We start from the raw sequence: 10,199 nt of genomic DNA, 5'->3' as shown, positions 1-10,199 counted from the left end.
CACCAGATATGACAAGACCGCCACCTCCTACGAGGCAGCGGTCAATCTCGCGTCATTCCTACTCTGGGCAAGATCCGTTTGAAGACGGACCCTAGTTGACGCGGCGGCGGCCCTTGGCGCGGCGGGGGTAGGGGAAGAGCCGTGGGCGGCGCTTGGCGGCCACGTCCTCGATCCAGCCGAAGAGCACGATCGCCAGGCAGATCAGCGGAACGGCGATCACCAGCTGGGTCCACCGGCTCCTCAGCAGCCACTGCGCGTGGTCGAAGAAGAAGTCGGTGTTCCACAGCACGTCCAGCAGCGGCTCCGTCAGCACCAGCGCGAAGCAGTGCCACAGGTAGACGGTGACCGCGCGGGAATTGAGCAGGCTGATCACGCCGTTGAACCGCTCCAGCGGCTTGGGCCACTGGTCCCAGGAGGGGCTCAGGTGGAGCAGCAGCATCACCGCGCCGAACGACCAGATCGCCTGGGCGACCGGTACCGCTTCCAGGTCGTGTCCGAGGCGCGGGTCGTCCACCGGCGACTGCATCAGCCACCAGTAGCCGAACATGAGGACCAGCGGCGCGACGGACGGCACGACGTACTGCGGGATCCTGCGGAGCAGTCCCTCGCCGTGGGCCATGCCGAGCAGCCAGCAGGCGCCGAAGGTGGTGAAGTCGGTGGTGGCCTCCATCAGCCGGCCGGACTGGTCCACCAGGCCGGAGTTGATGAGGAACGCGAGCGCCAGCGGCACCGTCAGGGTGACCCAGGGCAGCTTCCGCAGCGCCTTGAGCATGAGCGGCGACAGCAGCACGAACCAGAGGTAGGCGCGCAGGTACCACAACGGCACACAGATCTGTTCGGCCCAGGAGCTCTGCAGGTGCCCGCCGAAGGCGTCCAGCGGGTACCCGAACGGCGGCTGGCTGAGCGGCAGGATCCAGTAGGCCAGGTCGCCCCACCACCAGTTGGGGTGGCTGGGGTCGGGCCTCCAGCCCTCCAGGACCATCAGCGGCACCACGATCGCGCCGAACAGCCACATGGGGGGCAGCAGACGGCGCAGCCGGCCGCGGATCACGCTCAGCGCCGGCCGGTTGAGGGACCGCACCATCAGCGATCCCGCCAGCGCGAACATGACGCCCATGGAGGGGAAGACGATCGGCAGCCAGGTCCAGTTGAAGGTGTGGTACATCACCACGCGGACCAGGGCGAGCGCCCGCAGCAGGTCGAGGTAGCGGTCACGGCCGGGCTTCCGGGGGGACGCCGGGGCGGCCTCCTCGGGTTCCGGGGCGCGCTGCGCGGGAATCGCGGCGGGGTCCGTCACCCGCAGGGCGACGGTGTCGTGGGAGCCGTGGATGCCGAAGGCACCTCGTTCCGCGGTGTTCATGAAGAGATCGCCCCCGTCGTGACGTCGAGCCCCACCTCGCCGGTGCGCTTCAGCTTCTGCCAGCGCAGCCGTCCCCCGGTCAGAGCGGTGATGGCGGACTGCATCAGCACCATGTACATGAGCACCCGGTAGACCACCTGCTGGGCCGGCAGCGTGATCAGATGCCACGCCTTCTCCTTGTCCAGGTAGAAGGACCACCAGGCGCAGACGGCCTGGAGGGCCATCACCGCGAACCAGGCGGCCAGGGTCTTGTACGCGTCGACGAAGACCACGCCGTAGACCATGCCGATGTCGAAGGCGGGCGCGAGCAGCGGGGTGACCACCATGAACAGGGAGACGAACGGCAGGCCCACCCGGCCGAAGTGGCCGGCCGGTCCGCGCTCCAGCATCGCGTGCCGGTGCTTCCACATCGCCTGCATGGTGCCGTAGCTCCAGCGGTACCGCTGCGACCACAGCTGCTTCATGCTGACGGGCGCCTCGGTCCAGGCGCGGGCGTCCTCGGCGTAGACGACCTTCCAGCCGGCCCGGTGCAGGGCCATGGTCACGTCGGTGTCCTCGGCGAGCGTGTCGTCGCTCATGCCGCCCGCCTGCTGGAGCGCGGTGCGGCGGAAGGCTCCGATGGCGCCGGGGATGGTCGGCATGCAGTTGAGCACGTCGTACATCCGGCGGTCGAGGTTGAAGCCCATCACGTACTCGATGTGCTGCCAGGCGCCGATCAGCGTGTCGCGGTTGCCGACCTTGGCGTTGCCGGCCACCGCGCCGACGCGCTGGTTCGCGAAGGGCTGGACCAGCTCGCGGACGGTGGACGGTTCGAAGACCGTGTCGCCGTCCATCATGACGATCAGGTCGTACGAGGCGGCGGCCACACCGGTGTTGAGGGCGGTCGGCTTGCCGCTGTTCGGCTGCCGGATCAGCCGGACGTTCGGCAGGCCGAGTTCCTCCACGATGGCGGACGTGTCGTCGGTCGACCCGTCGTCGACCACGATCACCTCGATGGGGTGGTCGCTCGCGGCCAGGGAGAGCAGGGTGTTGGTGATGCACTCCTGCTCGTTGTACGCGGGGACCACCACCGTGACCGGTTCGGTGACGGGGTCGCCCCAGGAGAAGCCCTTCTTGCGGGTGCGCCGCACGTGGACGGCCGAGAGCAGCAGCATCAGCGCGAACCGGGCCATGACCAGCACGCCGACGACCGCGAGCAGGCCGACCAGCCACGGCATCAGCCCCACCGAGAAGGTGGCGCACCACACGAACGCCTTGCCGACCCACAGGTTGTAGCCGGTGACCTCGGTGTTGGCGGAGCCGGTGCCGAGCGCCTCGGCGGTGGTCCTGAAGGTGTAGCCCTGGTCCTTGAGCTTGTCGATGATGATCGGCAGCGCGGCCAGCGTCTGCGACCGGTTGCCGCCCGCGTCGTGCATCAGGACCATCTCGCCCTGGCCGGGGAGGTCGGGCATGGCGGCCTTGACGATGGAGTCGACGCCGGGGCGCTTCCAGTCGTCGGTGTCCTTGTCGATGAAGGCGGTCAGGTACCCCTCCTCCCCGGCCTGCTTGGTCACCGGCCACGACCAGTCGTCCAGCGCGTCCACGGTGGAGGAGTAGGGCGGGCGGAACAGGCTGGAGTGGATGCCCGCGACACCGGCCAGCGCGAGCTGGGTCTCGCCCAGTTCCCAGGTGAGCCGGGTGCCGGACTGCAGCGCGAGGTCGGGGTGGGTGAAGGTGTGCAGACCGATCTGATGGCCTTCGGCGACGATCCGACGGATGAGGGCCGGATTGCGGGTGACCATCGAGCCGGTGACGAAGAAGTCGGCGCGGACGTCCTTCTCCTTCAGCACCTCGAGGATCTTCGGCGTCCACTGGGGGGACGGCCCGTCGTCGAAGGAGAGGACGACGGTCTTGTCCGGGATCGTGTAGTTGACCGGCTTGTCGTTCTTGTCACCGCGTGCGTCGACGACCGGGCCGCCCTCCAGCACGCTGGTCGGGACGGTGACCTTGTCCACGGAGGTGGCGATCTTCTCGTCGTGGAAGACCTCGTTGTTCGCCATGCCCCGGAGCACCATCAGCGCCAGCAGGGTCGCCAGTACGGCCACCGGCAGGAAGAAGCGCAGGGGAGGCGCGGCGAGTCGGCGCGGGCGCGCGATGGACTGCCGGCGGCGTTGGTTGCGGGAGCGGGACATGGACTTCCTGGTCGATCGCGTCGGGTCTACTGCGCGATGCCGGTGGCGGAGCCCGACACCGCCGTACCGGTTGTCGTCGTCGTGACCGACGTGGTGGCCTCGGAGGTGGGCTCCTGCGCGGTGCCGGTACCGGTGCCCGTGCCCGTGCCCGTGCCGGTGCCGGTGTCGGCGCCCGTGCCGGTGTCAGTACCGGTTCCGCCGCCGGTGCCGGAAGCCGCGGTACCGGCCGCCGTCCCGGTGACCGGTGTGGTGGCGTCGGGCGCGGGCTCCTGCGCGGTGCCGGTCACGGGGTCCTGCGCCGTCGCACCGCCCGTCGCCGTCGCGGCGACGGGCACGGTGACGCTCTTTCCGGGAGCCGCGGGCAGGGGCGCGTTCAGGTACTGACTGGGCGGCGTGGTGTTCGCGGTGCCGGGGACGGTGAGCGCGGGCGCCTGCGACTGGGTTCCGATCAGGCCGGAGATCATCGCCACCACCGATGCCGCGCAGAGGATGCCCACCAACCAGCCGAACCCGCGCAGCCGTCGGCCGCGCACACCGGTCTGGTCCACGAAGACGGGAGCCGCCTCGACCTCCATGGAGGTACTGGTCATCGACAGCCCCGAGCCTTCCTTCGTCGTGTCGCTTCTGCTGGTTCGGCTCTGCCGCGAGCAGTGAGTGGTGCGGAAAAGTCATGCATGTGCAAGGAAAGGGAGATTATTCGACCGATCCTGATCACGTAACAAGATTAATATGAAGATTCGGTGAAGCTCACGAGGGTCTCGTAGAGTTCGGCGCGTCGCCCGCCCTCCATCTGATCGGACCTTCACCCATGGCCACAAACCGCAGCCGTCCGACGGTCGCCGCGGCCCTCGTGGCCGCCGTATCACTCCTGGTGGGCGCCTGCGGTGGCGCGGGAAGCGAGGGTGACGCCAAGACGGGCAAGGCCGCGCGCTTCGAGGTCTCCTCCATGCTCGAACCGTCCGGCCGCGCGCTGGGCGTCGTCGACGACAAGACCCCCTGGCAGTACGGCATCGTCGACACCTTCACCGAGGAGGCCGGGCGGACCCCCGACATTCGCGAGTACTACAGCTCCTGGGGCTACGATTTCGACCCGGAGGGCAACGCCTTCCTTTGGAAGCAAGGCCACCTGCCCATGATGGCGCTGGTACCCTCCGACACCTCGCTCGCCGACATCGCCAAGGGCGGGGAAGACGCGTTCATCCGCCGGCTGGCGGACCAGATCGCCTCCTACGACGGCCCCTTGGCCCTCTCCTTCGCGGGCGAGATGAACGGCCCGTGGAACTCCTGGGGCCCCGAGCACGCCAAGCCCGCCGACTTCGTCGCGGCGTGGAAGCGCGTGCACGACGTCTTCGCCGAACGGGACGTCACCAACGTGATCTGGGTGTGGACCCCGCATGTGGTCGACTCGGGCACGAAGGCCGAACTGCGCCCCTACTACCCGGGTGACGCCTACGTCGACTGGGTCGGGCTCATCGGCTACTACGGGCCGATCGACGGGGTCGCCTTCTCCAGCCTGTTCACCCCCACCATGCGTCGGATCTCGGACTTCTCCGACAAGCCGGTGCTGATCGCGGAGACCGGGGTGGCGCAGAGCGACCACAAGAGGGCGGACATCCAGGACCTGTTCCAGGGCGCCGCGAAAGCCGGTGTCATCGGGCTCGTCTGGTACGACCAGCGCAAGGACTGGCCGGGCGGCAAGCAGCTGATGGACTGGCGGGTCAACACCTCGATGGACGCGCTGGCCGCGTTCAAGGTGGAGTCGGCGCGGAACGGATTCGGGCATTCGTTCAAGAACGGCTGATCCAGGGACAGTGGGGAAGCCGGGCGCAAGCCCACAAGGAACGACCTTTATCGTGGCGCATCATCACGGCTGGCACATGCGGATGCCCGACCAGGGGAGATCACGGAGATGACGACGGAATCGTCGCCGGGCCAGGGGGCTCCGCGGGAGGACGACGGCTGGGCCTTCCAGCCCCGCAGGCCGGCCGCCGCCCCGCAGCGACACCGGGAACAGCAGGCGTACCAGCAGAAGGCGTTCCAGGGACAGCAGCCCCACCAGGGACAGCAGGCGCACCAGCAGCAGCCCCACCAGGAGCAGCAGGCGTTCCAGGAACGGCAGCCCCACCAGGAGCAGCAGGCGTTCCAGGAACGGCAGCCCCACCAGGAGCAGCAGGCGTTCCAGGAACGGCAGCCCCACCAGGGACAGCAGGCGTACCGGGAGCAGGAGCGGACGGCGCAGGCCGCGCCGTGGGACGACTGGCCGCCGGCCGAGTCGTACGGCGGCGGTTCCGCCGGTACGCGCTGGGACGCCACCATGCCGCTGCGGACCTCCGAGCCCGGTGCCGACGCCCATCGGGCCGTGCGTGATCAGGATCACCGGACACCCCCGCACGTCCGGCGCGGCGGCGAACCGGCGGACCTGGGGTCCGGGCACCCGTCTGCGGCGACCTCCGTCCTCGACCGGGCCGCCCTCCGCCGTCCCGAGCCCGCCGCCGCGCAGCCGGCGCACCGCACCGGCGCGGACGGCGGACAGGCGAAGAGGACCGGGCGGGCGGGCAGGATCGTGCTCACCCTCGCCGTCCTCGCCGCCGCCGTCGGGACCGCCGCCGTCGTGCTCAAGCAGGAGGAGGCCGCCGCCGTCGCCTCGGAGAACCTGACCCAGGCGTGGCAGACGCCGGTGTCCGCCGGCGACACGCTGATCGGCAGTTGGCTGACCGACAAGCTGCTCGTCCGGGCCGGCACCCGTGACGGCCTGCGGGCCTACGACCCCGCCGACGGCAGTCAGGTGTGGCGTGCCAAGCCCTCCGCCGCCGCGGCCGAGCGCGGCACCGTCCCCTGCGCGATGTCGCCGACGCTCAGCGCCCAGGGCATCGGCACGGTCGCCTTCGGCAAGGACGGCAGCACCTGCACCTGGCTGGCCGGGGTCAAGGCGTCCACCGGCAAGATCCTCTGGTCCGTGCCGCTGACCAGCAAGAAGCACCCCGCTTCGGCGACCGCCACGACCTATCTCCAGGGCGGTGTCGCCACCGTCGTCAGCGAGAACTTCCTCGGTGGTGTGGACGTCCGCACCGGCAGCCGCGTGTGGGGCTACAAGGCCCGCGGGCACTACTGCAACGCCTACGACTGGGGCACCGACGGCGTCGTGCTGGTGGCCGACTTCTGCCTCGACGAGAAGACCCGGTCCACGCTCACCGCGTACGACGGGAAGACGGGGAAGGTGATCTGGCGGAAGGCCGAGAAGGCCCACTCGGACGTGACGCACATCCTGTCCGGGTCTCCGCTGGTCGCCGCCGTCCACACGGCGCGCGAGGACGCCGTGCGGGTCTTCGACGCCGCGGGGAACGGCCGCAAACTGGCCGTCGGCAACGACGAGGTCACCCCCGGCAACGAGACCGGCGCCGACCGCTCCGCCCGGCTCTACGGCAAGGTCCTGGTCACCCCGGCCCTGGCCGCCGGCCACCCGGTGATCGACGGCTTCGACACCACGACCGGTGCCAAGCTCTGGACCTACCGCTCCGCCGCCCTCGCGATCCCCGCGTCCGGCACGGACGGCAAGGTGTACGCCGTCACCACGTCCGGCTCCCCGCAGCTCGTCGGCATCGACCCGCGCACCGGTCGCAGCACCCCGGTGGCGGGCCTGCCGGCGGGGACCGGCAAGGGGAACTTCACCGCCGGCACGGTGTACGTCACCGCGGACGGCGGCGTGCTGGAACTCGACGCCCTCGGGTCGAACGGCGGCATGCGGTTCTACCGCTAGGACCTCCCGCCGCGCGGTGCCGTTCCCGGTCAGGGGGCGGCACCGCGCCGCGTGTACCGCTCGGCGGCCTCCCGCGCGCGGGTGAGGGCGGTGCGGGTTCTACGCCGCGCCGCTGACGCCGGGGGCGATGTAGCGCCGGTGGAGCGGGCTGAAGGACGTGTCGGGTTCACCGGTCATGCCGGCCTTCTGGATCTCGGGCGCGAGGCGTTCGGTGAAGAAGGACTCGAAGGCCTCCTGGGACTCCCAGACATCGGTGACGTGCAGGCCGTCCGCGTCGAACCAGGCCACGTGCATCTGGCCGCCGGCCGCCGGGAGGTCCTCCCACCGGACCGCGTCCCGCACGGCGTCGTACTGCTCCGGTGTGGCTTCCGCCCAGTGCATCGACATCACGATTGCCATGTCCGGCCCCTTGCTGTTCGTAGTGGTGACGCCGTTCCCGGACCAGCAGACATCCCCTCGCCGCCGCTCACATCTCCACGGCGGCCGAACGCGTTCCCCTGCCGGTACCGGGCACCGGGATCGTTCCACCCGCGGGGCCGGGCCGGGCAGGGCGCGCGGAGGCGGACCGGGGTCCGCGGAAGGCTCCGTGCGCCCGGCCCGGACCCCTGGGGCGGGGTGCGGTCCCCGGGGCTCCTCAGTTCTGGGAGACCCGGTCGGTGCCCGGGCCTCCGGAGAGGGTGTCCGTGCCGGAGCCTCCGTGCAGGAGGTCGTTGCCGGAGTTGCCGTAGATCCTGTCCTTGCCGGAGTCGCCGTAGAGGCGGTCGTCGCCGCGGCCGCCCTGGATGAGGTCGTCGCCCGCGTTGCCGTGGATCGTGTCGTTGCCGTCGTCGCCGAACAGGCTGTTGTCGTGGTCGGGGTGGCTGTCGGCCTCGCTCACCCCGCCGCTCAGGACGTCGTTGCCCGTGCCGCCGTGGCAGGTGTGGTCGCAGGAGGTGAGGGTGTCGTCGCCCGCGCCGCCGAAGGAGCCCTCGCCGTAGACGCCGCCGCCCCCGGACAGACGGTCGTCGCCGTCCTGGCCGTAGAGGACGTCGCGGCCGTGACCGGTGACGGTGTCGTTGCCGGTCCCGCCGTAGATGCGGGAGTACCCGTTGTTGTCGGGGTCGACCGTCGCGGTGTCGTTGCCGTCCCCGAGGCTGACGATCAGGGTGTCGAGGTCGGAGCCCGAGGTGTTGGGCTCGGTGACCGTGCAGACCGCCTGGGTGGTGTCGCCCGAGGCGGGACGGACACAGCCGGCACCGAGGGAGATCTTCACGGTGTCGTCGAACGTGTAGATGAAGTCGACGAGTTGGGAGTCGGGATCGGTCGCGCCCAGCGCCCAGGAGATCTTCAGGTGGTTGGTCTGGCCGGCGGCCGCCGTGTAGAAGATCTTCTGGCCGGTGGAGGCCGCGGTGGCGCTCGCGGCGGGCGCGGCGCTCGCGGCCGGGGCCGCGACGACCGCCGCGGACACGGCGGCCGTCGCGACGGCCAGCGCCAGCGCTCTCGGCAGGACGGCGGTACGGCGACTGAACATGTTTCCCCCTCGGTGGGATCGTGCGGCCCGGCGGCTCGGCCGCGCCGGGACTCCGGATGCCCGGACCCACGCGTCCAGGCATCCCGTTCGACATCGGCGAAGGACGACGGGTTGCGATCACATCGCACAACTTTCTCCCGTTCAGGGAGAGTTCACCTCGGATTGTCGCCCTCTTGGCACGGAGGGCTCCGGGCGTTGGTCTTCCTCGGACGTGGCGCCGCGGCGCGGCAGGGCGGGGGCCAGGGCCAGGGTCACGGCGATCGAGGCGGCGGCCATCACCGTCATCGCCGTTGCGGGTGAGGCGAGTTGGGCGACGGCGCCCGCCAGTGCCGCGCCCAGTCCCTGCATCGTGAGCATGCCCGCCGCGTGGAGGCCGAGGGCGTGGCCGCCGAGTTCGCCGGGGACGAGCTCCACCAGCCGTTCCTGCTGGACCAGGCTCGCCCCGAAACCGATCGAGGCGAGGGCGACGAGGACGGCCGCCACGGCCACGCCCGGGCGCAGGACGAAGAAGAGGTACGGCGCCGCGAGGAGCAGCAGGAACGGGACGCCCAGACGGGCCCGGACGCGCGGCGGCAGCAGACGTCCGGTCGTCAGGTCCCCGGCGAACATGCCGAGGGCCGCGCAGGCGAACAGCGCGCCCGCCCGGCCCGGCGCGTACGACACGTACAGCGATTCGCAGCCGACGACCAGGCCGTTCGGCACCCAGAGCAGGAGGTAGAGGGTGCGGCGCTCCGGTGAGGAGAGGAGGCGGGCGTTGGCGTGCCGGGTCCGGGCGACGGACGGGCGGCCCTGGGCGCGCGGCGCCCGGGCCGTCAGGCCGAGCCGCGCGGTCAGGGCGGCGGCCAGGTACAGCCCGGCCGCCAGGAGGAGCGTGACGCGCGGGGACAGCAGGGCCACGAGGACGCCGCCGGTGGCGTATCCGGCGACCTGGGCGACCCCGCTCATCATGTTGAACGCCGAACGCCCCAGCAGATAGCCCTCCTTGGCGAGGATCTCGGCCAGCAGGCCCCACAGGACCCCGCCGCCGAGGGACTGGACCAGACCGAGGAGCAGGAGCAGGGCGAAGACCGTCCAAATCGGCAGACCGGGGATCGCCGTCGCCGCCGTGCCGAGCCCGAAGAGGAGCGCGATGCCCGTCACCGTCGCGCGCGGCGGCAGCCGGTCCGCGGCCGAGAGCAGGGTGACCGCGCCGATCACCTGGACGAGCGAGGGTCCGAACATGCTCAGCGCGGTGAGCAGCGGCGAGCCGGTGGCCCGGTGCACGAGGGTGCCGAGGGCCAGACCGCTCACCGTCGAGGCGGCGATCCGCAGACAGGAGGACAGGAAGAGCGGGGTGAACTCCCGCGTGCGGAAGAGCTCCGAGTAGCTGCGCATCCGCGGAGTCTGCGGGGTCGTACGGGC

The 10,199-nt window shown here is 71.0% G+C and carries 8 protein-coding genes; 2 read left to right on the top strand and 6 right to left on the bottom strand.

Annotation, left to right across the window (positions count from 1 at the left end; all coding sequences use genetic code 11):
• Positions 1 to 91: 91 nt before the first annotated feature.
• Genes ACFW6B_RS38800 through ACFW6B_RS38790 form a run of 3 tightly spaced genes read right to left on the bottom strand, consistent with a single transcriptional unit; the run spans position 92 to position 4,121 of the window.
• A complete protein-coding gene (locus ACFW6B_RS38800; RefSeq protein WP_386604179.1) occupies positions 92 to 1,360 on the bottom strand; it encodes an acyltransferase in 1,269 nt (422 codons plus the stop codon).
• A complete protein-coding gene (locus tag ACFW6B_RS38795) occupies positions 1,357 to 3,531 on the bottom strand; it encodes a bifunctional polysaccharide deacetylase/glycosyltransferase family 2 protein (RefSeq protein WP_386604177.1) in 2,175 nt (724 codons plus the stop codon). Before ACFW6B_RS38795 ends, ACFW6B_RS38800 begins: the two co-directional genes overlap by 4 nt.
• A 26-nt stretch (positions 3,532 to 3,557) precedes the next feature.
• Entirely contained in the window at positions 3,558 to 4,121 is a 564-nt protein-coding gene (locus ACFW6B_RS38790) for a hypothetical protein (protein ID WP_386604174.1), read from the bottom strand.
• Positions 4,122 to 4,339: 218 nt separating this feature from the next.
• Here ACFW6B_RS38790 and ACFW6B_RS38785 point away from each other — a divergent pair, with 218 nt between their 5' ends.
• Entirely contained in the window at positions 4,340 to 5,332 is a 993-nt protein-coding gene (locus ACFW6B_RS38785; RefSeq protein ID WP_386604172.1) for a glycoside hydrolase family 26 protein, read from the top strand.
• A 108-nt stretch (positions 5,333 to 5,440) separates the two neighbouring features.
• Positions 5,441 to 7,288, top strand: a complete 1,848-nt coding sequence (locus ACFW6B_RS38780; protein WP_386604170.1) for a PQQ-binding-like beta-propeller repeat protein — start codon at positions 5,441 to 5,443, stop codon at positions 7,286 to 7,288.
• A 99-nt stretch (positions 7,289 to 7,387) separates the two neighbouring features.
• On the opposite strand, the gene ACFW6B_RS38775 is transcribed toward ACFW6B_RS38780, so the two are convergent.
• From ACFW6B_RS38775 to ACFW6B_RS38765, 3 genes are all read right to left on the bottom strand, one after another.
• Complete coding sequence (locus ACFW6B_RS38775) at positions 7,388 to 7,687, bottom strand: hypothetical protein (protein WP_386604168.1); 300 nt, start codon at positions 7,685 to 7,687, stop codon at positions 7,388 to 7,390.
• Positions 7,688 to 7,922: 235 nt separating this feature from the next.
• Positions 7,923 to 8,798 (bottom strand): calcium-binding protein, encoded by an 876-nt coding sequence (locus ACFW6B_RS38770; protein ID WP_386604166.1) that lies wholly within the window; start codon positions 8,796 to 8,798, stop codon positions 7,923 to 7,925.
• Positions 8,799 to 8,939: 141 nt separating this feature from the next.
• Positions 8,940 to 10,172 (bottom strand): MFS transporter, encoded by a 1,233-nt coding sequence (locus ACFW6B_RS38765; RefSeq protein WP_386604163.1) that lies wholly within the window; start codon positions 10,170 to 10,172, stop codon positions 8,940 to 8,942.
• Between the last annotated feature and the right edge of the window lie 27 nt (positions 10,173 to 10,199).

It is taken from the genome of Streptomyces sp. NPDC058751, from assembly GCF_042746485.1.
Lineage (GTDB): Bacteria > Actinomycetota > Actinomycetes > Streptomycetales > Streptomycetaceae > Streptomyces.
The sequence above is the reverse complement of the archived record's forward strand: the minus strand, read 5'-3'. Positions and strand labels throughout refer to the sequence as shown.

What these genes read in the sequence shown, in the direction of transcription:
- ACFW6B_RS38800 (WP_386604179.1), bottom strand. Translation starts at nt 1,360, where the DNA reads ATGAACACCGCGGAACGAGGTGCCTTCGGCATCCACGGCTCCCACGAC.
- ACFW6B_RS38795 (WP_386604177.1), bottom strand. Translation starts at nt 3,531, where the DNA reads ATGTCCCGCTCCCGCAACCAACGCCGCCGGCAGTCCATCGCGCGCCCG.
- ACFW6B_RS38790 (WP_386604174.1), bottom strand. Translation starts at nt 4,121, where the DNA reads ATGACCAGTACCTCCATGGAGGTCGAGGCGGCTCCCGTCTTCGTGGAC.
- ACFW6B_RS38785 (WP_386604172.1), top strand. Translation starts at nt 4,340, where the DNA reads ATGGCCACAAACCGCAGCCGTCCGACGGTCGCCGCGGCCCTCGTGGCC.
- ACFW6B_RS38780 (WP_386604170.1), top strand. Translation starts at nt 5,441, where the DNA reads ATGACGACGGAATCGTCGCCGGGCCAGGGGGCTCCGCGGGAGGACGAC.
- ACFW6B_RS38775 (WP_386604168.1), bottom strand. Translation starts at nt 7,687, where the DNA reads ATGGCAATCGTGATGTCGATGCACTGGGCGGAAGCCACACCGGAGCAG.
- ACFW6B_RS38770 (WP_386604166.1), bottom strand. Translation starts at nt 8,798, where the DNA reads ATGTTCAGTCGCCGTACCGCCGTCCTGCCGAGAGCGCTGGCGCTGGCC.
- ACFW6B_RS38765 (WP_386604163.1), bottom strand. Translation starts at nt 10,172, where the DNA reads ATGCGCAGCTACTCGGAGCTCTTCCGCACGCGGGAGTTCACCCCGCTC.